Origin of the sequence: Microbacterium sp. KUDC0406 (assembly GCF_021582875.1) — a bacterium.
GTDB lineage: Bacteria > Actinomycetota > Actinomycetes > Actinomycetales > Microbacteriaceae > Microbacterium.
This window is the reverse complement of the sequence record NZ_CP091138.1, coordinates 279,846-301,709: the sequence shown is the minus strand read 5'-3', so window position 1 is coordinate 301,709 and position 21,864 is coordinate 279,846. Positions and strand designations below refer to the sequence as shown.

At 69.9% G+C, this 21,864-nt stretch carries 21 protein-coding genes and 1 pseudogene; 15 read left to right on the top strand and 7 right to left on the bottom strand.

Translation table 11 applies throughout. The annotated features are described in order from the left end of the window. Positions 1 to 24: 24 nt before the first annotated feature. Positions 25 to 285, bottom strand: a complete 261-nt coding sequence (locus L2X99_RS01590; RefSeq protein ID WP_236125344.1) for a hypothetical protein — start codon at positions 283 to 285, stop codon at positions 25 to 27. 72 nt (positions 286 to 357) lie between these two features. Then, positions 358 to 660 carry a hypothetical protein gene (locus L2X99_RS01585; RefSeq protein WP_236125345.1) on the bottom strand — a complete coding sequence of 101 codons (303 nt, stop codon included), beginning with the start codon at positions 658 to 660 and terminating at the stop codon, positions 358 to 360. Positions 661 to 1,260: 600 nt separating this feature from the next. Here L2X99_RS01585 and L2X99_RS01580 point away from each other — a divergent pair. Beyond that, complete coding sequence (locus tag L2X99_RS01580) at positions 1,261 to 2,652, top strand: IS1380 family transposase (RefSeq protein ID WP_236125346.1); 1,392 nt, start codon at positions 1,261 to 1,263, stop codon at positions 2,650 to 2,652. A gap of 181 nt (positions 2,653 to 2,833) precedes the next feature. Here L2X99_RS01580 and ygfZ read toward each other — a convergent pair. From ygfZ to L2X99_RS01565, 3 genes and pseudogenes are all read right to left on the bottom strand, one after another. After that, positions 2,834 to 3,933, bottom strand: a pseudogene (gene ygfZ / locus L2X99_RS01575) (CAF17-like 4Fe-4S cluster assembly/insertion protein YgfZ). Then, a complete protein-coding gene (locus L2X99_RS01570) occupies positions 3,930 to 4,523 on the bottom strand; it encodes an FABP family protein (RefSeq protein ID WP_236125347.1) in 594 nt (197 codons plus the stop codon). Before L2X99_RS01570 ends, ygfZ begins: the two are co-directional and overlap by 4 nt. Positions 4,524 to 4,680: 157 nt before the next feature. Continuing rightward, positions 4,681 to 4,974, bottom strand: a complete 294-nt coding sequence (locus tag L2X99_RS01565; protein WP_236125348.1) for a hypothetical protein — start codon at positions 4,972 to 4,974, stop codon at positions 4,681 to 4,683. Between the two features lie 40 nt (positions 4,975 to 5,014). Between L2X99_RS01565 and L2X99_RS01560 the strand changes: the two genes are divergently transcribed. The 9 genes from L2X99_RS01560 to L2X99_RS01520 all read left to right on the top strand — a co-directional run bounded on the left by L2X99_RS01560 (position 5,015) and on the right by L2X99_RS01520 (position 15,507). Then, positions 5,015 to 5,686 carry a winged helix-turn-helix transcriptional regulator gene (locus L2X99_RS01560; RefSeq protein ID WP_236125349.1) on the top strand — a complete coding sequence of 224 codons (672 nt, stop codon included), beginning with the start codon at positions 5,015 to 5,017 and terminating at the stop codon, positions 5,684 to 5,686. A gap of 48 nt (positions 5,687 to 5,734) precedes the next feature. Continuing rightward, the gene (locus L2X99_RS01555; RefSeq protein ID WP_236125350.1) at positions 5,735 to 7,900 is read left to right on the top strand and encodes an RNA degradosome polyphosphate kinase; all 2,166 of its coding nucleotides are present in this window, start codon (positions 5,735 to 5,737) and stop codon (positions 7,898 to 7,900) included. Continuing rightward, positions 7,897 to 8,859: an NUDIX hydrolase gene (locus L2X99_RS01550; RefSeq protein WP_236125351.1), complete on the top strand. Its 963-nt coding sequence runs from the start codon at positions 7,897 to 7,899 to the stop codon at positions 8,857 to 8,859. The genes L2X99_RS01555 and L2X99_RS01550 overlap by 4 nt, the downstream gene beginning before the upstream one ends. A 143-nt stretch (positions 8,860 to 9,002) precedes the next feature. After that, complete coding sequence (gene pstS, locus L2X99_RS01545) at positions 9,003 to 10,109, top strand: phosphate ABC transporter substrate-binding protein PstS (protein WP_236125352.1); 1,107 nt, start codon at positions 9,003 to 9,005, stop codon at positions 10,107 to 10,109. 82 nt (positions 10,110 to 10,191) lie between these two features. After that, a complete protein-coding gene (pstC, locus tag L2X99_RS01540; RefSeq protein ID WP_236135545.1) occupies positions 10,192 to 11,136 on the top strand; it encodes a phosphate ABC transporter permease subunit PstC in 945 nt (314 codons plus the stop codon). A gap of 1 nt (position 11,137) precedes the next feature. Then, positions 11,138 to 12,229, top strand: a complete 1,092-nt coding sequence (pstA, locus tag L2X99_RS01535; protein WP_236135544.1) for a phosphate ABC transporter permease PstA — start codon at positions 11,138 to 11,140, stop codon at positions 12,227 to 12,229. A gap of 28 nt (positions 12,230 to 12,257) precedes the next feature. Further along, positions 12,258 to 13,037: a phosphate ABC transporter ATP-binding protein PstB gene (gene pstB / locus L2X99_RS01530; protein WP_157310602.1), complete on the top strand. Its 780-nt coding sequence runs from the start codon at positions 12,258 to 12,260 to the stop codon at positions 13,035 to 13,037. A gap of 141 nt (positions 13,038 to 13,178) precedes the next feature. Then, entirely contained in the window at positions 13,179 to 14,471 is a 1,293-nt protein-coding gene (locus L2X99_RS01525) for an MFS transporter (protein WP_236125353.1), read from the top strand. Positions 14,472 to 14,628: 157 nt separating this feature from the next. Next, positions 14,629 to 15,507, top strand: coding sequence for an aminodeoxychorismate lyase (locus L2X99_RS01520; protein ID WP_236135543.1), 879 nt, complete (start codon positions 14,629 to 14,631; stop codon positions 15,505 to 15,507). 263 nt (positions 15,508 to 15,770) lie between these two features. Here the strand turns inward: L2X99_RS01520 and L2X99_RS01515 are convergent, their stop codons facing one another. Then, positions 15,771 to 16,400: a DNA-directed RNA polymerase subunit beta gene (locus L2X99_RS01515; RefSeq protein ID WP_236125354.1), complete on the bottom strand. Its 630-nt coding sequence runs from the start codon at positions 16,398 to 16,400 to the stop codon at positions 15,771 to 15,773. Positions 16,401 to 16,810: 410 nt separating this feature from the next. On the opposite strand from L2X99_RS01515, the gene L2X99_RS01510 reads away from it, so the two are divergent. From L2X99_RS01510 to L2X99_RS01490, 5 genes are all read left to right on the top strand, one after another. Then, the gene (locus tag L2X99_RS01510) at positions 16,811 to 17,245 is read left to right on the top strand and encodes a pyridoxamine 5'-phosphate oxidase family protein (protein WP_236135542.1); all 435 of its coding nucleotides are present in this window, start codon (positions 16,811 to 16,813) and stop codon (positions 17,243 to 17,245) included. A 136-nt stretch (positions 17,246 to 17,381) separates the two neighbouring features. Beyond that, positions 17,382 to 18,329 carry an ABC transporter ATP-binding protein gene (locus L2X99_RS01505; protein WP_236125356.1) on the top strand — a complete coding sequence of 316 codons (948 nt, stop codon included), beginning with the start codon at positions 17,382 to 17,384 and terminating at the stop codon, positions 18,327 to 18,329. 1 nt (position 18,330) lies between these two features. Next, positions 18,331 to 19,152, top strand: a complete 822-nt coding sequence (locus L2X99_RS01500) for an ABC transporter permease (RefSeq protein ID WP_236125357.1) — start codon at positions 18,331 to 18,333, stop codon at positions 19,150 to 19,152. A 101-nt stretch (positions 19,153 to 19,253) separates the two neighbouring features. Continuing rightward, positions 19,254 to 20,486: a sensor histidine kinase gene (locus L2X99_RS01495; RefSeq protein WP_236135541.1), complete on the top strand. Its 1,233-nt coding sequence runs from the start codon at positions 19,254 to 19,256 to the stop codon at positions 20,484 to 20,486. Beyond that, complete coding sequence (locus tag L2X99_RS01490) at positions 20,483 to 21,094, top strand: response regulator transcription factor (RefSeq protein ID WP_236125360.1); 612 nt, start codon at positions 20,483 to 20,485, stop codon at positions 21,092 to 21,094. The genes L2X99_RS01495 and L2X99_RS01490 overlap by 4 nt, the downstream gene beginning before the upstream one ends. A gap of 9 nt (positions 21,095 to 21,103) precedes the next feature. On the opposite strand, the gene L2X99_RS01485 is transcribed toward L2X99_RS01490, so the two are convergent. After that, complete coding sequence (locus tag L2X99_RS01485; RefSeq protein WP_236125361.1) at positions 21,104 to 21,622, bottom strand: CGNR zinc finger domain-containing protein; 519 nt, start codon at positions 21,620 to 21,622, stop codon at positions 21,104 to 21,106. Positions 21,623 to 21,864: the final 242 nt, after the last annotated feature.

Here is a 21,864-nt window from a genome sequence, read left to right as displayed (position 1 = left end):
CCACGGCCAGTCGATGATCCACGCTCAGCCGTCGGCATCGATCAGCACGTTGTCGGCCCGGCCGTCAGAGTGTTGCAGATGCTCGCCGGTGACCACATCGAGCACCCGCTCAGCTGCTGCGCGGAGCCGTCCGCGATTCGCGGCGGCCCAGTGCGGCACCTCGATCCCGTGCTCGTCGATCGTCCGCCAGCTGTCCCGCGCGTCGATCAGCTCGCTCTCCGCAGCAGGCAGAGCCGCGAGTGCGAAGGGGTCGAGCCGTGGGAATGCCGCGAACGCGTCGAGCACGGCGACGAGCTCCGAGCCGTCCCGCAGCCGCCCGGGATGGGTTCCGTCGACATCGGCGAGTACGAGTACAGCTCAGTCTTCCGTCACCACGGTCCCGAGCAGTGCCGGCGCGCTCACCTCAGCAGGGAGGAGTCGCATCACGTCGATCTCGCGCCGGTGCAGCTCGTACGCCCCCTCGTTGCGGTCACGGTGCACGGTCTTCACGAACGCCCGGCGTCCGTCCGCCGTCGTAACGCGATCGGCGCTGCCCGGCGAGAACCCGCCCGCCTGGCTCTGTGCCGAGACCACGCCGCCGCCGAGCACGTGCTCGATCTCAGCTCGCAGATCGGCGGGCAGGTCGTCCCAGAGGACGCGGGTCTTGACTGTGTCAGGCATCCGGCGATGCCTATCCGAGGCACCACGCATTCCTCTGCCCGCCCGCAGCCCGCGCAAGGAGGGTATCGCAGTCGAACAAGCTTCGAGACGCGCATTTTCCTTCTTGCAGACAGCGGTTTTGGGCGTGGTGGTCGACGCGGCCACCGCATGCGCTCCGAGCGAGCGCGGCAAGCGCCCGTGCAAGGAGGTTCTCGCCGCTGACATGCGTGGCGGAGGCGCACTTTCCTCCTTTCATCCGCTGGCGGGCGAGCGGGGGGCGGCAGGCTGCGCCGCGGGTGCGGACGCGCTGCTCTTTGCAGCATCCGATGCACGTCGCGCTGCTGTTCTTCGCTCACGCGGCGCATATCCGCGCAGCGCGAGCGCACAAGCGCAGCGCGAGCACACAAGCGCAGCGCGAGCACACAAGCGCAGCGCGAGCAGAGAACTGGCGCGCGAGTGACGCTGGCGCGTTTCGTCTCGTCGCTGCGCTCCTCGCTCAACCTCGATCCACCGATGAGCGTGGGCGTTGAGTGGGTGCCGTAACGCGGAAATGCCTCCCGGATCAGGGAAAATAGAGCTGGTCTAAGGTTCTAGTTCCCCGAAGCGAGAGGCATCTCGTAGATGCAATTCAAGCATGCTCCGGCCGCTGTGTCCGCGGTGTTCGATGATCCGAATCTCGTGTCGGCTGCGGGTCTGGTCCCGATGCTCCGCCTCGCGCGTTCCGCGGGCCTGGACGAGCTCACCCAATCGCGGTTGAGAGTCCCGACAGACAAGGGCGCCAACGCCGGTGCGAAGGTCATGGCGCTGGTGGCGGGGATGCTTGCCGGGGCGGACTCGATCGACGACATGAACGTGCTCCGTCACGGCGGCATGCGGTCGCTGTTCGGCTCGGTGTATGCGCCGTCGACGTTGGGTTCGTTCCTGCGTGCGTTCACGTTCGGGCATGTCCGCCAGCTCGATGCGGTCGCCGCTCGCGTGCTGGCCGGCCTGGCCACGCGGGCGCCGATCATCCCCGCGCCGGCGGGCGCGGGGTTCGTGTTCGTCGATATCGACGACACTGTCATCGAGGTGCACTCTGCCCGCAAGCAGGGCGCCGGGATCGGCTACTCCCGGGTGCGGGGCCTGAACGCGGCGGTCGTGACCGCGTCGACAGCCTCGTCGGCGCCGGTGATCCTGGCCCAGCGGCTGCGCCGCGGGCAGGTGAACTCGCCCAGAGGCGCGGACCGGCTCCTCAGCGACGCGCTCACTCTGCTGCACCGCACCGGCACCGCCGGGCCGGTGCTGATGCGCGCGGACTCCGCCTACTACGGCCACCCCACCATCTCCCGAGCACTCGCCGCCGGCGCCGACGTGTCGGTCACCGTCAAACGCAACCCCGCCGTGACCGCCGCGATCGCGACCATTGCCGAGAACGACTGGACACCGATCCACTACCCGAACGCGATCTTCGACCCCGACACCGACGAAATGGTCAGCGACGCGGAGGTCGCCGAGACCCGGTTCACCGCATTCGCCAAACACGGCGGCATCACCGGACGGCTCATCGTGCGCCGCGTGAAAGCCCACCGCCCCAGGCCAGACCAGGATCCTCTGTTCGACACGTTCCGCTACCACGCGTTCTTCACCACCGTCACCGCCGACCGCCTGAACACCATCGCCGCGGACCGGGCCCACCGCGCCCACGCGATCATCGAGCACGTCCACGCCGACCTGAAGAACGGCCCCCTCGCGCACCTGCCCTCCGGCCGCTTCGCCGCCAACAGCGCCTGGCTCGTCCTCGCCACGATCGCATTCAACCTCACCCGCGCTGCCGGACTCATCGCCGACCACGCCGGACGGCTCGCCACCGCCACGACCGCGACGATCCGCCGCACCCTCATCTCAGTGCCAGCACGGCTGGCACGGTCCGCGCGCCGGATCACCCTGCACCTGCCCGAGGCCTGGCCCTGGCAGAGCGCGTTCGACCGGCTGTTCATCACTACGCACGCGCCACCACCATCAGCGGCAAGCTGACCACCGCCGCGACGACGGCACGACCGAGAACGAAGTGGACGACCGGGATGAGACGCCCGGAACCCACCCCTGCCCGCGACAGGATCACCCCACGCCGACCACACCGACCCCACCCGCCAAGGGCCCATCGGTGGATCCAGGCTCAACGACCGGAGGTGCTGCTGCGCTCCTCGCTACGCCCTCAGGCGCCGCGAGGGTCCTGGCCGGCCGGGCGGCGGGACAGGCGGGTGAGTCGCGGGACCTCGGCGGTGGCACCGGCATCCGCCGGGACGATCACCTGCTGGGCGGCCGCGATGTCGACGCCGCCGGCACGCACGACCAGGTCGCCCACCGGCGCTCGGCGAGACAGGATCGCCAGCGCGATGGGGCCGTCCTCATAGTGCCGGGCCGACGAGGTCACGTGCCCGACCTCGGCATCGCCGGCGAACACCGGCGCACCCGGTTCCGGCAGCACCGCATCGCTGCCGTCCAGCTGCAGCAGCGCGAGACGGCGGGGCGGATGCCCGAGGTTGTGCACCTTCGCGACGGTCTCCTGTCCGCGGTAGCAGCCCTTGTTCAGGTGCACCGCGCTGCGGATCCAGTCGGCCTCGTGCGGGATGGACCTCTCGTCGACCTCGAACGCCCAGCGGGGCCGCCACGCCGCGATGCGCAGCGCCTCGGCGGCGAGCGCCCCGGCCACGTCTCCCGCGGCGAGCGACGACGGATCGGACATGATCGCGACCCGCCATGCCAGGTCGGCTCCGGGATGCTCCGCCACCTGCGAGTACTGGAACCCGCCCGGCTGCACCTGCTGCCAGGGGTCGGCCCACACCAGGGGCACGCCGTTCGGGGCGTCGGCCGAGACGGCACCAGCGGCCGAACCACCGTCGACGAAGCCGACGAGCGAGAGCTCGGGACGCAGCGTGACCACGGCGCGCGAGCGGAACACCATCCGCTGCAGGCAGGTCGCCAGCCCCTCGGCATCGCCGGAGTCGGCGATCAGCCACACCGAAGAGCCGTCCTCGAAGACGCCGGCGTCGTGCTCGATGCGGCCCTGCGGGTCGAGCACGAACAGCTCGCTGCTGTCACCGGGGCGCAGCTGCGTGAGCGCCTGCGAGGTGATCGAGTCCAGCCAGGTCAGCCGGTCCTCCCCGCGACCTCGATGACGGTTCGGTCGCCGAGCGGCACGACGGCGGAGCCGGATGCCAGGCGGCGCTGCTCGCCGATCGGGTCGCCGAAGTGACCGATCGTGCTGCCGTCGCGGACCGCGCCGGGCAGGGCGGCGAACACGTCGAGGTTCATACCTTCGCCAATCTCGCGGAGGCGTGCGAGGCCAGCGGCGCGCCGAACGCCGCGATGTCCCACGCCCAGAGCAGATGCCCGTCGACCAGGCCGTACATGCGGGACGCCGCGGCATAGGGCTTCGCACCCGCGGTGCGCACGACGGCGTCGGTGGCGATGTCGATGCGCGGGCCGTCGATGCGGCCGAGGTACAGCTCGAGCGCGCCGTCGGAGTGCACGAGCGACACCTCGAGCGGGAAGCCCTGGTCGGTGCGAAGCTGTTCGACATCGGCGGCGGTGCGCACTCCGCCCTCTGCCGTCGGGGGCAGCAGCGCCGGCCCCGGGTCGGAATCGCCCTGGGTGCGACCGAGGCGCCAGAACCCGGTCTCGGCGAGCAGCGGGACGGGAGCGCCACCGCCGAGGAACGACGCGGTCGCCGCGTAGTTCAGGAACGGGCCGCCGTCATGGCTGAAGCTGACGCGATGCGAGAACTCGCCCTGCAGGTGCCGCTCGCCCGCGCTGTAGTCGATGACGCCCGTGCCCTCCCACACGCCGAGCAGCCACGAGAGCGGCACCAGGTCGGCGGGAAGGTCTGTGGGCAGATCGAACACGATCCGGTCAGCGCTGGCCGCGGAACAGGTTGACCAGCACCACGACCGAGACGAATGCGATCGCGAGGCTCGCCAGGCCGAGCAGACCGAGGAAGAAGAATTCGAGCGCGACGACGTCCATGCCTCCACTCTAACGTCTCGCCCGCGGGCGCGGCGGTCAGGCGACGGGGACGAGTGCGGCCAGGCCGAAGCCGACCGAGATCAGGCCCATGATCAGCAGCGCGCCGATCACGCTGGCGGAGACCCGCACGATGAATCCCTCGACCCTGCCGAACCACAGCTGCACGGCGAAGGACAGCAGGACGACGATGCCGAACGCCACCAGCATCCAGGGCACGCGAGCATCCTCGTCGAGCACGATGCCGAGCACGATCGAGGCCACGACGGCGATGCCCCACACCACGTACACACCGAGGTACGCGTTCCGCGGCGCCAGTGCTGGTTCGGTCATGAGTCACATCCTCTCACCTCAGACTGAATAGCATGGGCAGGTGGCCCGGTTGCTGGTACTGACCTCCGATGCGGACGCCGTGCTGCCCGCACTGGAGTTCCTCACCCACTCCGTGCGCCCGCATCCTGCGGATGCCGGCCACCTGCTGACCGCCCCGGAGGCCGACCTGCTGCTCGTGGACGGCCGCACCGACCTCTCCGCGTCGAAGTCACTCTGCCGACTGCTGCGCACCACCGGCGAGCGCACCCCGCTGCTGCTCGTCGTGACCGAGGGCGGGATGCCGGCGATCGCCTCCGACTGGGGATTCGACGACGTCCTGCTGACCTCGGCGGGCCCCGCCGAGGTCGACGCCCGGATCCGGCTCGCCCTGGGGCGTGCCGCGGAATCCGCAGAGCCCGTCCGCGTTCAGGCATCCGGGATCACGATCGACGAGCAGTCGTACTCGGCCAAGCTGCACGGCCGCCCGCTGGACCTCACCTACAAGGAGTTCCAGCTGCTGCACTTCCTCGCCACGCACCCGTCCAGGGTGTTCACCCGCGAGCAGCTGCTCAGCGAGGTGTGGGGCTACGACTACTTCGGCGGCACCCGCACCGTCGATGTGCATGTGCGGCGCCTGCGCGCCAAGCTCGGCGACGCCGAGCAGGTCATCGGCACCGTCCGCAACGTCGGCTACCGCTTCAACGTCTACGACGAGGATGCCTCGGACGAGTGAGTGTCACTCGTTAACCGTCGCGTCATCGGTCGGTGCAAGGATGTACCCATGATCGATCCCCTACTGGCAGACTCCGGGCTCGGCGACGCCGAGGACGACGACTTCGACGCCATCGAGGAACCCGACTCATCGCTGCCCGATCATCGGTACCTCGACCGTGAGGTGAGCTGGCTGGCGTTCAACCAGCGCGTCCTGGAGCTGGCGGAGGACCCGACGCTCCCGGAGCTGGAGCGGGCGAACTTCCTCGCGATCTTCGCGAGCAACCTCGACGAGTTCTTCATGGTCCGCGTGGCCGGCCTCAAGCGCCGCATCCTCACCGGTCTCGCCGTGCCGACCAACGTCGGCCGCGCCCCCACCGACGTGCTCGCCGACATCTCCGCCGAGGCGCACGCCCTGCAGCTGCGGCACGCCGACGTGTGGACCACGCAGGTCAAGCCGGCCCTCGCCGACTCCGGCATCGAGATCACCGAGTGGGATGATCTCACCGACGCCGAGCGCGACGCGCTCGGCGAGTACTTCCAGGCCCAGGTGTTCCCGGTGCTGATGCCGCTCGCCGTCGATCCGGCGCATCCGTTCCCGTACATCTCCGGCCTGTCCCTCAACCTCGCCATCCGGATCCGCAACGCCCGCACCGGACGCCAGGAGTTCGCGCGTCTGAAGGTGCCGCCGATGCTGCCGCGCTTCGTCGCGGTGCCCCGCAGCGGCGAGATCATGCGGTTCATCCGTCTCGAGGAGCTGATCGCCAATCACCTCGGCGACCTGTTCCCGGGCATGGAGGTGCTCGACCACCACGCCTTCCGACTCACCCGCAACGAGGACGTCGAGGTCGAGGAGGACGAGTCCGAGAACCTCATCCAGGCGCTCGAGGCCGAGCTGCTCAAGCGCCGGTTCGGCCCCCCGATCCGCCTGGAGATCACCGACGACATGGACGAGGTGACCCTGGAGCTGCTGCTCAAGGAGCTCGACATCACGGGCCAGGAGGTCTACCGGCTGCCCGGCCCGCTCGACCTGCGCGGGCTGTTCGACCTGTCCCGCGTCGACCGGCCCGACTTGCGGTACCCGCCGCACGTGCCGACCACCGCCGTGGCGTTCCAGCCCGGCGACAGCAACGAGCGTCCCGACGTGTTCAAAGCGATCGGCAAGGCGGACGTGCTCGTGCACCACCCCTACGAATCCTTCGCCACCAGCGTGCAGGCGTTCCTGGAGCAGGCCGCCCGCGACCCGCACGTGCTCGCCATCAAGCAGACCCTCTACCGCACCTCGGGCGACAGCCCCATCGTGCAGGCGCTCATCGACGCGGCAGAGGCGGGCAAGCAGGTGCTGGCCCTGGTCGAGGTGAAGGCGCGCTTCGACGAGGCGAACAACATCGTCTGGGCGCGCAAGCTCGAGAAGGCGGGCGTGCACGTGGTGTACGGCCTGGTCGGGCTGAAGACGCACTGCAAGCTCGCGCTGGTCATCCGCGAGGAGGACGGCGTGCTGCGGTACTACTCGCACGTCGGCACCGGCAACTACAACCCCAAGACGAGCCGCATCTACGAGGACTTCGGCCTGTTCACCGCCGACCCGCAGGTCGGCAGGGACCTCACCCGGCTCTTCAACGAGCTGTCCGGCTACGCGATCGAGAAGAAGTTCAAGCGTCTGCTCGTCGCGCCGCTGCACCTGCGCAAGGGACTTCTGCGACACATCGACCGGGAGCGGAAGAACGCCGAGCAGGGAAGACCCGCACGCATCCGCATCAAGGTCAACTCGATGGTCGACGAGCAGATCATCGACGCGCTCTACCGCGCCAGCCAGGCCGGCGTGCAGGTGGACGTCTGGGTGCGCGGCATCTGCAGCCTGCGCGTCGACCTGCCCGGTGTGAGCGACAACATCACGGTGCGCAGCATCCTGGGCCGCTATCTGGAGCACTCCCGGATCTTCACGTTCCACAACGACGGGGATCCGCAGGTCTTCATCGGCAGCGCCGACATGATGCACCGCAACCTCGACCGCCGCGTCGAAGCGCTGGTGCGGGTCACCGGCGAGACCCACGTGCAGGAGCTCATCACGCTGTTCGACCGCGCGATGGACGACGGCACGAACTCGTGGCATCTCGGCGCCGAGGGCGTGTGGACGCGCCATACCGAGGATTCCGACGGCAATCCGCTCACCGACCTGCAGGACGAGACCATGATCCAGATCCAGCGGCGACGGCGGCCGCGTTCGGTGCGATGATCCCGGCGACGATCGCGCTGGCGTCGGACAAGGCCGTCTACGCGGCCGGATGCATCGTGTGGCGACTGATCGAGGGCAAGCTGCGCATCCTGCTGATCCACCGCACCAAGTACCAGGACGTCACTCTTCCCAAGGGCAAGGTCGATCCCGGCGAGACTCTCGCCGAGACCGCGGTGCGCGAGGTGCAGGAGGAGACCGGCATCCGGGTGTCGCTCGGTGTTCCGGTCGGCGTCAGCCGCTACTTCCTCAAGCCCAAGCGGCAGAAGGTCGTGCACTACTGGGCCGCCGAGGCGACAGACGACGCGATCAGGGCGTCCACGTTCGTGCCGAACCACGAGATCGCCGCCATCGAGTGGGTCAGCCTGAAGAAGGCCCGCGCGCACCTGAGCTATCCGGTGGACACCGAGATCCTGGACAACTTCGCGCGGCTCGTCGACGACGGCGTACTGCACACCTTCCCGCTGATCGCGCTGCGGCACGGGAAGGCCGTCGCGCGGGCGGACTGGGCCGGCCCCGATGTCGAGCGGCCCCTCACCGGGCGGGGCGAGGCGCAGGCCAAGGCCATCGTCGGCCCGCTGCAGGCGTTCGGAGTGGCGAAGATCGTGACCAGCGACGCCGTGCGCTGCGTGCGAACCGTGAAGCCGCTCGCCAAAGCGCTCGGCATCAAGCCGAAGAAGACCGACCGCATCGGCCAGGATGCCTGGGAGGCGGGCGCCGACGACATCCGGGGTGTCATCGGCAAGCGCGTGCGCCTGCGCGAGGCGGCCGTGATCTGCAGTCACGGGCCCGTGCTTCCCGGCATCCTGTCGGAGATCGCCCTCGCCACCGCGACCATGCAGGGCTCGTACGTCGCCAGCGCGAGCGCGCTCGAGGTGGGCGCGTTCTCGGTCGTCCATCTCTCGGCGACCAATCCCGGATCCGGGATCATCTCGATCGAGACGCACGACCCGCAGGTCTGATTTCACGCGGGGCGTCTTCTCGGCGCCGCCATCCGTTCACCTTCCGTTCACCCGCACGGGACAGTCTCGTTAACCGTCGCTCCTAACGTCACTGTGTGCCCTGCACCGGGCCCGAAACCCACCCACGATCGAACGGATCCACAGTGAAGATCTCCCGCATCGCTCGAATCGGCGCCGTCGGCGCCATCGCCGCTCTCTCCCTCGCCGGCTGTGCCGCGAACGAGGGCGCCGCGCCCGGTTCCTCGGACGCGCCGAAGGAGTCGTCGCTCAGCGGCAACCTGGTCGGCGGCGGCGCGACCTCGCAGGAAGTCGCCATCTCGGCCTGGACCAAGGCGTTCCAGACCTCGAACCCCGACGTGACCGTCGACTACGACCCGCAGGGCTCCGGCACCGGGCGCGAGTCGTTCGCCGCCGGCGCCTACGCCTTCGCCGGCTCCGACCGCGCGTTCAAGACCGACGAGCTGTCCTCGATGGAGTTCACCGGCTGCGCCGCCGACTCCCCGATCATCGAGGTCCCGGCCTACATCTCGCCGATCGCCGTGATCTTCAACGTCGAGGGCGTCGACGAGCTCGACCTCGACCCGAAGGCCCTCGCCGGCATCTTCGCCGGCACGATCACGAAGTGGAACGACCCGGCGATCGTCGCCACCAACCCCGACGCGACGCTGCCCGACCTGGCCATCAACCCCGTGCACCGCGCCGACAAGTCCGGCACCACGGGCAACTTCACCGACTACCTCTCCGCTGCTGCTCCGGATGCCTGGACCCACGGCTCCGTCGAGGAGTGGCCGATCAAGGCCGGCGAGGCCGCCCAGGGCACCTCGGGCGTCGTGCAGGCCGTCGAGGGCGGCAAGGGCACCATCGGCTACGCGGACGCCTCGCGCGCCGGCGACCTCGGCACCGTCTCCGTCAAGGTCGGCGACAAGTTCGTCGGCTACTCGCCCGAGGCCGCCGCCGCCATCGTCGACGAGTCGCCGCTCGAGGAGGGCCGCACCGACGGCGACCTGGCGATCAAGCTGGACCGCACCTCCGACAAGGACGGCGTCTACCCGATCGTCCTGGTCAGCTACCTGATCGGCTGCGAGGAGTACGCCGACCCGGCCAAGGCCGCGCTGGTGAAGGGGTTCTTCGACGTCGCGATCAGCGCCGACGGCCAGAAGGCCGCCGCCGAGGCATCCGGCAGCGCCCCCATCTCCGACGACCTGCGCACCAAGGCCCAGGCCGCGGTCGACCTGATCGTCACCAAGTGATCCACCGCGGCGGCCCGGCAGCGCACCTGCGCTGCCGGGCCGCCGCAGGCACACAGACCGACTCACACCCGAGGAGCCCTCGATGACCACCACCGCGAAGGCCGCCGCACCGGCGGAGACCGCGAAGCAGCGGCCAGGGGACCGCTGGTTCGCCGGTAGCGCCCTGTTCGCCGGGTCGATGATCCTCGTCACCCTGGCGGCCGTCGCGGTCTTCCTCGTCGTGCAGTCCGTCCCCGGTCTGATCGCGACCCCCGAGGACGCGACGATCCTCAAGACGGACTTCTGGGGCTACGTCGCCCCCCTCGCGTTCGGCACGGTCTGGGCCGCTGCCCTCGCGCTGCTGTTCGCGGTGCCGCTGTCGATCGCCGTCGCCCTGTTCATCTCGCACTACGCGCCGCGTCGTCTCGCACAGGGGCTCGGCTACATCGTCGACCTGCTCGCCGCCGTGCCGTCGGTCGTCTTCGGCATCTGGGGCATCGCGGTGCTCGCGCCCGCCGCCCTGCCGGTGTACACCTGGCTGAACCAGAACATGGGCTGGATCCCGCTGTTCGACGGCAACCCGTCCGGGCGCAGCATCCTCACCGCCGCGATCGTGCTGGCCGTGATGGTGCTGCCGATCATGACCGCGATCTGCCGCGAGATCTTCCTGCAGACCCCGCCGCTGCACGAGGAGGCCGCTCTGGCCCTCGGCGCCACGCGCTGGGAGATGATCCGCATGGCGGTGCTCCCCTTCGCCCGTGGCGGCATCGTCTCGGCCGCGATGCTGGGACTGGGACGCGCGCTCGGCGAGACCATGGCCGTCGCCATGGTGCTGTCCGCCTCGGGCGGCATCACCTGGCGCCTGCTCACGGCACAGAACCCCAACACCATCCCGGCGAACATCGCGCAGACCTTCCCCGAGGCGTACGGCGTCAGCGTGAACGTTCTGATCGCGACCGGCCTCATCCTGTTCGTGGTCACATTCCTCGTGAACGCCGCCGCCCGCTGGATCGTGAACCGCCGCAAGGAATTCTCGGGAGCCAACTGACATGACCCTCACCGCCACTCCCCCGCCCGTCGCCCCGGCGCCGGCCGCCCTGCGCATCACCAACGGACACCTGCCCTCCTGGGCGCCATGGGCCCTGCTCGGTCTCTCCCTCGTCGTCTCGGGCGCGGTGTTCGGCGTGGTCGCCATCAGCGGCGACGGGTTCAGCATCGCCGGTGCACTGATCGTCGCCGCGCTGCTCTACATCGTGCTCGTCGCCGTGATCTCGTCACTCGTCGAGGGCCGACGCAAGGCCACCGATCGGGTCGTCACCGGCCTTGTCAGCGGGGCCTTCCTGCTCGCGATGGTGCCGCTGATCTCCGTGTCGATCACGGTCATCGAGAACGGCGTCAAAGGGCTGTCGGCGGAGTTCTTCACCAACTCCATGCGCAACGTGGTCGGCGAGGGCGGCGGCGCGCTGCACGCGATCATGGGCACGGTCGAGATCACCCTGGCAGCGGCCGTGATCTCCATCCCGATCGGCCTGCTCACCGCGATCTACCTCGTCGAGTACGGCCGCGGTCGCCTCGCGCGCGGCATCACGTTCCTCGTGGACGTGATGACCGGCATCCCGTCGATCGTCGCCGGCCTGTTCATCTACGCCCTGTTCGCTCTGATCATGGGACCCGGCATCCGGCTCGGCATCATGGGCGCGCTGTCGCTGGCCGTGCTGATGGTTCCGGTCGTGGTCCGCTCCAGTGAGGAGATGCTGCGCCTCGTGCCGAACGAGCTGCGCGAGGCGTCCTACGCGCTGGGCGTGCCGAAGTGGCTGACGATCCTGAAGGTCGTGCTGCCGACGTCGATCGCCGGCATCGTCACCGGCGTCATGCTGGCGATCGCCCGCGTCATCGGCGAGACCGCACCGCTGCTGATCACCGCCGGATTCACCGCATCGATGAACTACAACCTGTTCGACGGCCGCATGATGACCCTGCCGGTGTTCGTCTACACGCAGTACATGAACCAGGGCATCCCGCCCGAGGCGTACGTGAACAGGGCATGGGCCGCCGCGCTCGTCCTGATACTCATCGTCATGGCGCTCAACCTCATCGCCCGCCTCATCGCCCGCTTCTTCGCCCCGGCCAAGGGCCGCTGAGCGTACCTTCTCAGACAAGGATCCCGATATGTCCAAGAGCATCGAAGTCAACGACCTGAACGTCTACTACGGCGACTTCCTCGCCGTCGAGGGCGTCTCCCTCGACATCCAGCCGCGCAGCGTGACCGCCTTCATCGGCCCGTCCGGATGCGGCAAGTCGACCTTCCTGCGCACCCTGAACCGCATGCACGAGGTCATCCCCGGTGCGCGTGTCGAGGGCGAGGTGCTGCTGGATGGCCGCGACCTGTACGCCCCGGGCGTCGACCCGGTGCTGGTGCGTCGCCAGGTGGGGATGGTGTTCCAGCGCCCGAACCCGTTCCCGACGATGTCGATCAAGGAGAACGTGCTCGCGGGCGTGAAGCTCAACAACAAGCGGATGTCGCGGTCGGACGAGGACGCGCTGGTAGAGCGCTCTCTGGTGGGCGCGAACCTGTGGAACGAGGTCAAGGACCGCCTCGACAAGCCCGGGTCCGGCCTCTCCGGTGGCCAGCAGCAGCGTCTGTGCATCGCCCGCGCGATCGCGGTCTCACCCGAGGTGATCCTCATGGACGAGCCGTGCTCCGCCCTCGACCCGATCTCGACCTACGCGATCGAGGAGCTCATCGGCGAGCTGAAGAACGAGTACACGGTCGTGATCGTGACGCACAACATGCAGCAGGCGAGCCGGGTGTCCGACCGCACCGCCTTCTTCAACATCGCCGGCACCGGCAAGCCGGGCAAGCTCATCGAGTACGACGACACCGCGACGATCTTCACCACCCCCTCGGTGCAGGCGACCGAGGACTACGTGTCGGGGCGGTTCGGGTAAGGGTCGGTCTCTCCCCTTTCGTTCCCTGTCCCCGACTTCGGATGCCGCCGGCTGACACGCCGCGGCATCCGTCTGTTCTGTCGGCGTGTCGTCTGCCGCATCCGAAGTTGAGGTCGGCTGCCCGCCCGATACGCTGACGGCATGGGCGATGAGGCTGAGCCTGACACCGGGCCCGGTGCCGCCCGTCCGCGGGAGCCGCTCCGCGCGCGTCCGTTCGCGCTGTTCTGGAGCGCCACGACGATCCGCGCCTTCGGCGGCGCGATCGCCGGCGTCGCCTTCCAGATCGTGGTGGTCACGATCGTCGACGCGACGCCGATGCAGATCGGCCTTCTGGGCGCGCTCGGCGTCGTTCCCTACCTGTTCCTCGGGCTGATCGTCGGCGCGCTGATGGACCGCTGGCGCCGTCAGCGCGCGCTGGTGATCACCAGCGTCGGCCGAGCGCTGGCGCTCGCGTCGATTCCGGTGCTGCAGCTGACCGGCACGCTCACATTCTGGTCTCTGGCCGCCGTCGTCCTGGTGCTCGGCGTGCTGACGCTGTTCGCCGATTCCGCCGCGCAGCCGCTGCTGCCCCGGATCGTGCCGAAGCACCAGCTGGTGATGGCCAACGCACGCCTCGGGCAGAGCCAGACCGTCGCCGAGACAGCAGGGCCCGCCCTGGGCGGAGCGCTGCTGCACCTCGTGGGCACGTCGCTCCTGTTCACCTTCGAGGCGATCATCAATGCCGTCGCGGCGATCCTGCAGTGGCGGATCCCCGTGCAGGAGTCGCGTCCCGAGCCGCGTTCCTCTGGGCGCCACGTGGGACACGACATCGCGGAGGGCCTGCGGTACACGTACCGGCATCGCACGCTCCGCCCGCTCGCGCTCTCGGTGCACGTCTGGTTCCTCGGCAACAGCGTCGTGACGACGGTCTTCGCGGTGTTCGTGCTGCGCGAGCTGGATCTGCCGGGCTGGGCCTACGGCGTCGCCCTCGCCGTCGGCGGGGCCGGCGGCTTCCTCGGGGCGCTGATCGCCCCGGCCGTCGGCGCGAAGTGGGGTGCGGGGCGGGCGATCCTGCTCGGCCGCGCCCTGGTGGTGGTCCCCTGGCTGCTGCTCTCCGTCGTGCCGCTCACCGCCGCGAGCGGCACCGCGCTCGTGCTCACCCTCGCCGCGGTGGCGCAGTTCGTCTACTGCCTGGCGATGGGCATCGAGGACACCAACGACATCTCATACCGTCAGGCCGTCGCCCCCGACCGCGTGCAGGGACGGATGAACTCCACCATCCGCACCATCAACCGCGTCGTGTTCTTCTTCGGAGCGCTCCTCACCGGCGTGCTCATGACCTTCCTGGGGTACCGCGTGACGCTCGGCATCGGTGCGGCCGTCTTCCTGGTCGCCGCGTTCGTCGTGCTGTTCTCGCCGCTGCGGGACGCCCGGCACGAGGATGCCATGCTCTGAAGCGCACCGGCGGGCATGAGAAGACCGGGCCGCAAGAACGCCTCTCGGCGGAAGGCCGCTCGCAGCGGCAGAAGTTGGAGCCCGGGGTTATGCGGCCCGGCCGATCAAGTGTAACGCGTCTCGCGCTGAGGTATTCCCGGAGATCTAAGCTCGTCTCATGGTCACCCGCTTCGCCCTCATGATCGTGCCCGCCGATGCCGACGAGGAGCGCGCGGACTACTCCGACTCGTTCCGCACGGTGGATGCCTCCGCCCCCGCTCTCAGCGTCGGCGAGCTCAGCACGCAGCGCGGCGACGGCGTCTTCGAGTCGATCGGCGTCGTCGACGGCCACCCTCAGGAGGTCGAGGCCCACGTGCAGCGCCTGGCGCACTCCGCCGCACTGTGCGAGCTGCCCGCCCCGAACCTCGAGCAGTGGCGGCAGGCGGTCGCGGTCGCCGCGGCCGAGTGCCCCCGGGGAGAGTCCGTGATCAAGCTCATCCTCAGCCGCGGCATCGAGCACGGTCCCACGCCGACGGCGTGGGCCACGGCGGCGAAGGCAGGCGACTTCACCGTGCCGCGCACCGAGGGCATCCGCGTCGTCACTCTCGACCGCGGTTACGACATCGGAGCCGCCGAGCGGGCGCCCTGGCTGCTGCTGGGCGCGAAGACGCTGTCGTATGCGGTGAACATGGCCGCGATCCGCGAGGCGCACCGCCGCGGCGCGAACGATGCGGTGTTCCTCAGCTCGGACGGGTTCGTGCTGGAGGCCCCGACAGCCTCGCTCATCCTGCGGTTCGGCGACCGGTTCGTCACACCGGCGCCGTCCGCCGGCATCCTGCACGGCACCACCCAGCTGAGCGTCTACGAGCACCTCACCGAGCGCGGGTTCGACGCCGAGTATGCGCAGATCCCGGCATCCGATCTCGCGACGGCGGATGCCGCATGGCTGGTGTCCAGCGTGCGCCTGGCCGCGCCGATCATCTCGATCGACGATCGCGAGCTGCCGATCGACCCGCTGACCGCCGAGATCAACGCCTTCCTGCTCAGGCCGCGCTGAGGTCCGGGGCTCGGTCGTCCTCGCCGGAGGTCACGGGCCGGACGCCCACCATCCGGCGCGTCGCCGCCCGGACACGCCGCAACACGCCGGCGCCCACCCGGATCGTCAGACCCGACCACCCCACCCCACCAGCCACCACCACCGGTCACGGGCCGGAAGCCACAGGCAGGACGCCCACCATCCGGCGCGTCATCGCCCGCACGGGTCCAGACACGCCGGAGGCCGCCTGATCGATCTGTGGTTCCCGACCGACGACACCGGGGTCAGGTCAGCATGCCGGCGCGCCAGGCCCTCGCGCAGGCGGTGAGATCGTCGGCGTAGGCACTCAGTCGCGCGGCCCGGTGGGTGAGGTCGCTCGCGCGGTCCGGCTCGGTGACCTCGTAGTCGTCCGCGGTGTGCGTGGCTCCGGAGGCCTGCACGCGACAGAACGCGGCGGCGCGGTCGAGCGCGACGGCGAAGTCACCGCGGAACGCTCCGCGCATGATCGTGTCGATCAGGCCGACCAGCTCCTCGGGGCTCGCGGGAGCGGGAGCGCCCGCAATCACGGCATCCGCGCTGTGCAGCTCGACTCGGCCGCGCTCGTAGAGCAGCGCCGTCGTCGTCGGATCGCCGTGGATCGCGGCCTGCACGAGGTACAGCCGCCACAGTGCGCCCGGCAGGGATCGCGAGGTCGCCTTCGACCACAGCTCGGCGATCTCGTCCATGCCGTGCTCGTCCGTGTAGGCGATCAACCGCTCGGCGCTGACGCCGCTGTCGTCAGCGCGCACGCGCGCGAGCAGGGCGGATGCCGTGACGTGCGCGATCCGCGTCTCCTCGGCCGGGTCATGCGACCCGACCAGGTTGTCGAAGGCGGCTGAGGGGCGGCGCTCGGGACGGTGGAACTGTGCAGGCATCGCCCCAGGGTACGCGCGCTGCCCGAACGGTGTGCCCATTCCTTCCCCCTAGACTGGATGGACACGGGCCTCTAGCTCAGTTGGCAGAGCATCGGACTTCAACAGAATAGGAGCGCCTCGGGGGAAACCCCGGGGATGACACCACTCAAAGTCGGGGAACCCTTCCTGGGAGACCAGATGGCAATCCCGAGCCAAGCCGGACGCGAGTCCGGAAGGTGTAGAGACTGGACGGGTGGCACCTAAAGCGAAAGCCAGGGTGAAGGGACAGTCCAGACCACGAACGCCCACCCGGGCGGCGGCGAAAGCCGAAGTGGCAGGTTAATCCGCGGGTCGTGGGTTCGAGCCCCACGGGGCCCACCGTGTCATCATCCGGCGTATGCCGGTGTTCGACGTTCGCTAGTGTCTCGATCATGCCCCCTGCGACAGCCCCCGATCCGCACGATCCCGCCTCGATCGCCCGTTTCGCGGACGGGATCGGATGCGGCGTCGTCGCGACCGTCTCCCCCGCCGGCGGCCCCGAAGCCGCCCTGGTCGGCCTCGCGGCGCTCGAGGACGGCACCCTGATCTTCAACACGCCGGATGCCGCGCGCAAGGTCGACAACCTGCGCACGAACGACCGCGTCGCGGTGGTCGTGAGCGCGGGCGACGTGAGCGTGCAGGCCGAGGGGTCCGCGATCATCGCCACCGGCGCGCAGCGGGAACGGTACGGCAGCGCGTACGAGCGTCGTTTCCCCGGTTCCCGGGCTTTCGCAGACGGATTCCTCGTGGTCGCCGTCCACCCATCCTGGGTGCGGGTCTACGACGCCGGCATCCGCCCCGCCGCGGTCGCCGAAGCGGACTGGTGAGATCATGGCGCCCCCTGACGAACACCGTGTGCCTCGAGCCTGAGCACTGGCGGCCTCCGAGACCATGACGGATGTCATGGCCTATCGATGACATCGTTCATGACGTGGTGCCGCCCGGCTGCCGAAGACTGGAGTCATGACACAGACAGCCACCACCACGAGCACCGCACCGCAGGCATCCGTCGCGCCGGCGCCCCTCGCGATCGAGGCCACCGGCCTCAGCAAGGCGTTCCAGGGCGTCGCCGCCGTGGACGGCGTCGACCTGCAGGTGCGCCAGGGCGAGGTCGTCGCGTTCCTCGGCCCCAACGGCGCCGGCAAGACCACCACGATCGACATGCTGCTCGGGCTCTCGCAGCCCGACCGCGGCGAGGTCAGCCTGTTCGGTCTCACCCCGAGGCAGGCGATCAGCCGCGGCCTCGTCTCGGCCGTCATGCAGACGGGGGGCCTGCTCAGCGACATCACCGTGCGCGACACGATGAAGCTCACCGCATCGCTGTTCGCGCAGACGACCGGCATCGATGCGGCGCTCGAGCGCGCCGGCATCCTCGACATCGCCGACCGGCGCGTGTCGAAGTGCTCCGGCGGCCAGCAGCAGCGCCTGCGCTTCGCGATGGCCCTGGTCTCGGATCCCGGGCTGATCGTGCTCGACGAGCCGACGACCGGCATGGACGTGGAGGGCAGGCACTCGTTCTGGCAGGCCATCCACGCCGACGCGCAGCGCGGCCGCACGGTGCTCTTCGCCACGCACTACCTCGAGGAGGCCGACCAGTACGCCGACCGCATCGTGCTCATCCGCAGGGGGCGGATCGTCGCGGACGGCACCACCGCCGAGATCAAGGCGATGGCTTCGGGCCGCACGGTCGAGGCGGAGTGGGCGAACGCCGATCAGACCGCCCTGTCCCGGCTGCCGGGCGTGGACTCGGTCGAAGTGCGCGGAACGCGCGTGATCGTGCGCTCCGGAGACTCGGATGCCGTGGCCCGCTATCTGCTCGGGCACACGGACGCCCACGACGTGACCATCACCAGCCAGAACCTCGAGCAGGCGTTCCTGCGCCTCACCGGCGAGACCGTCGAAGGAGAATGACATGACCACCGCCGCAACCCTCGCACGCCTCGACGCGATCGACCCGTCCGCCCGCCGCCCCGCGAACGGCGGCTTCAGCTGGACGTTCCTGTCGGTCGAGCTCAAGCGCCTGTTCCGCAATTCCACGGTCATCGTCTTCACGCTGATCTTCCCGATCGTGATGCTCGTGCTCATCGGCATCCCGAACAAGGATCAGGCGATCACCGACGTTCCCGTCGCTCAGGGCGGTCTGTCCGCCGCGGTGCCGATCATGATCTCGATGGCCGTGTACGGCGCCATGATGGCCAGCACCATGACCGGTGTCAGCGTCGCCGCCGAACGGACCCAGGGCTGGAGCAGGCAGCTGCGGCTCACCCCGCTGAACCCCGTGGTGTACATCCTCGTGAAGGTGCTCTGCGGTCTAGTGCTCGGCGGCATCGCCGTGGTCGTCACCCTCATCATCGGCACCTCGCTCGGCATCACGGCGCCGCTGGGCAACCTGCTGCTCGCCGGTGTGCTCGCCTGGCTCAGCTCGCTGATGATGACCAGCCTGGGACTGGCTGTCGGCTACGCGTTCCCGGCTCAGAACGCGATGCGCTACCTCGGTCCGATCCTGCCCATCCTCAGCTTCATGGGCGGCCTGTTCTACCCGCTCTACCTGATGCCCGAGGGGCTGCAGATCGCCGCGAAGTTCACCCCGGTCTGGGGCATCGCAGACCTGTCGCAGTCGGCCATCATCGGCGTGGCACCCGATCCGTGGGCCATCCCGAACCTGCTGATCTGGTTCGTGCTGTTCACCGGCTTCGCGGTGATGATGTTCCGCCGGGACACGAAGCGGGTGTGACCTCGAGACCGCACGCCCGCGCCGAGACGTGGCGGCAACGCCGCAGTCTCGGCGCGGGCGTGCGGTTTCGGCAGAGCAGGAAGGCGCGAGAGGATGAGGGGATGAGCGAGACCCGCGATGACGAGCGCGATGCCCTGCACCGCGCTGTCGAGCACGCCGTACGGAGCTCCGTCTGGATCCCCGCTCCGCGAGACGAGCGCTCGGTCGCGGGTGCCGGCCGTCCCGCACCCGTGCGCGGCATCGCCTGGCTGCGCGATGCGCTGATCGCCCCCGGTGCGCGGCGCTGGTACGCCGGCGCCTCCGTGAGCATCAGCTTCACGGTGCCGTTCTTCCTCATCCCGATGGTGCAGGATCAGCCCGCGCGGACGGCGACGCTGTGGACCATCGCGCTCATCGTGTTCATCGCGCTGTTCCTCGTCTCCGCGCCGATAGCCATGTCGATGCCGGACCGCTGGCGGTGGGTGCCGCCGACTGCACTGCTGCTCGTGTCGGCAGCGTTCGCGCTCGATCTCGACTCCGGGTTCACCGGCCTGTGGGCCTATGTCGCCGTGGCCTACGCGATCGCGCTGATGCGCCCGCGCATCTCGCTGCTGATCGTGGCAGCACTCGCGCTCACCGCATACGGCCTCGCCGTCTGGCATCCGCTCGGCGACCTGCCGGCGTGGACCATGCCGCTGATCATCCTCTCCACGGGTGTGCTGATGACCGCGTTCGCGCGCAACATCGCCACCGTGCGGCTGCTGCACGCCACCCGCAACGAGCTCGCCGCGGTCGCCGTGGAAGAGGAGCGCAACAGGGTGGGGCGGGACATGCACGACATCCTCGGGCACTCGCTGTCGGCGATCGCCGTGAAGGCCGACCTCGCCGCAGCGCTCTCCGAGCGCGACCCGCACGCGGCGGCTCAGGAGATCCGCGAGGTGCAGACGCTCGCGCGCTCCACTCTCGGCGACATGCGCGCGGTGGTCTCCGGCTACCGGCAGGTGCGGGTGGCGAGCGAACTCGCCTCGTTGCGCACCCTGCTGCCGGCATCCGGCCTGACGGCACACCTGCCCACGACGACGGACGAGGTGCCGGAGCGGAACCGCGAGCTGTTCGGATGGGTGCTGCGCGAGGCCGCAACGAACATCATCCGGCATGCGCAGGCGCGGCAGTGCTGGGTCACGCTCACCCCGCACCGGATCACGGTGGAGGACGACGGCATCGGACCGGCGGAGGGCGCCGAGGGCGCCGGCAACGGCCTGCACGGCCTGGCCGAGCGGGTGCGGGATGCCGGCGGCACGCTGCGCGTCGGACGCTCGCGTCGCGGCGGGTTCCTGCTGGAGGTCACGGCATGACGGTGCGGATCCTCGTCGCCGACGACCAGGCGCTGGTGCGCGGTGCTCTCGCCACCCTGCTCTCCCTCGAGGACGACCTCGAGGTCGTCGTCCAGGTGGGGCGCGGAGACGAGGTGCTGGATGCCGCGCGCGAGCACAGCCCCGATGTCGCCCTGCTCGACGTGGAGATGCCGGGAATGGACGGGCTCGGCGCGGCCGCGCTGCTGCGCAGGGAGCTGCCCGGCATCCGGGTCGTGATCGTGACCACCTTCGGCCGCGCCGGGTATCTGTCCCGCGCGCTCGCGGCCGGCGTGACCGGTTACGTGGTGAAGGACACCCCGTCGGCGGAGCTGGCGGACGTGGTGCGACGGGTGATGCGCGGCGACCGTGTGATCGACGCGGCGCTCGCGACGGATGCCCTCACCGCCGGGCAGTCCCCGCTGACGCCGCGCGAGACCGACGTGCTGTCGGCCGCCCGCGGTGGCGGCACGATCGCCGACATCGCCGCCCAGCTGCACCTGTCGGAGGGAACCACCCGCAACTACCTCTCCTCGGCCATGCAGAAGCTCGAGGCGCGCACCCGCGCGGACGCCGCCCGCATCGCGGAGGAGCGCGGCTGGCTGGCCTGACCCGCCGGGTCAGGCCAGCCGCGCCCGATGCCTGCGCACCGCGTCGCGGTTCGCGCAGCGCAGCGAGCAGTACCGCTGCCGGCCGTTGCGGGTGACGTCGACCACCACGTTGCGGCAAGGCTCGGCGGCGCATCTGCCGAGCCGTCCCATCCCGCGACCTGCGAGGTGCAGGGCGGTCCCCACGCTGAAGACCGCGCCGAGCACGAGCGGCAGGGTGGCCGCATCGTCGCGGTAGTGCAGATGCCAGCCCTCGCCGTCGTGATCGGTGAGCTGCGGATAGGCGCCCCTGGCCGCCATCTGACCGTTCAGGAGAGCCGCGCGCTCCGCCGCGGTGTCCGCGTCCACGACGCGCAGCCACTCGTCCAGCACTCTCCGCGTGGCGTCGAGGTCGTCATCGGCGGTCGAGAACAGCATCGTCATCCCGTAGTCCCGGGTGCGCTGCTCGATCCCGGCCCTGCTGGCGGGCCAGTCGTTCGCGAGCGAGGCCGCGAGCAGGACGGCGTACTCCCCGTAAGGGTTGAGATGCATAAGAGCATTACATCATCGTGGAGGCATGACCGCATCGCGCACGCTCGTCCCCGCCGCTCCGGCCACCCTGTCGTCCCACGAGCACGGCTGGATTCTCGAGTCCCGGCACCGCACGTCCGGCGGGGAGATCCGCTACGTGCGCTGCGCGGCATGCGACGCGCGGCGGGTCGATCTCGCCCCTCCGTCCGGACTCCCGCCAGTGGCGCTCAGTCGCACCGCACCCGCGCCGCCAGCCGCCTGAG